The following is a 442-nucleotide window of genomic DNA, read 5'->3' as shown; positions in this document are numbered from 1 at the left end:
ACGACACATCAATACAACTAGAATGATCACAAAACGATCGACGAACACAAAAAAGTGCTCTTCGAAATCAACAGCAAGAAACAACAAGAAGTTGTCACTTGCTCGCGTCCACTATCCAGTTCTCAAACCACCACCGCACACACGACCCGACCACCCGGCCAAACGACCGGACGACCACACCGCGCGACGACGGACCCGCCCCCGCGAACAACCACGGGAAGTGGCGATCCGGGAACCCAAAAGCATGCCCATACCACCGGCCACGACCAACGACGGCCACGACCACAAGCCAACGATCTCTTCCACACCAGCAACCCGGACCAACCGGAACATCCGGCCGCCGGGCCCACAACGACTCGCAAACACGAGCCTGAAATCTCCGTAGAAAGGAGGTGATCCAGCCGCACCTTCCGGTACGGCTACCTTGTTACGACTTAGTCCC

Annotated in this window: 1 rRNA gene; it reads right to left on the bottom strand. The window is 57.2% G+C overall.

The features are described 5' to 3' along the window. Window positions 1-385 precede the first annotated feature (385 nt). Window positions 386-442, bottom strand: a 16S ribosomal RNA gene (locus EMB92_RS11415); the annotation flags it as partial.

It is taken from the genome of Bifidobacterium callitrichos (genome assembly GCF_008698085.1).
GTDB lineage: Bacteria > Actinomycetota > Actinomycetes > Actinomycetales > Bifidobacteriaceae > Bifidobacterium > Bifidobacterium callitrichos.
Note: the sequence above shows the minus strand (reverse complement) of the source record. Positions and strands in the feature narration are given on the sequence as shown.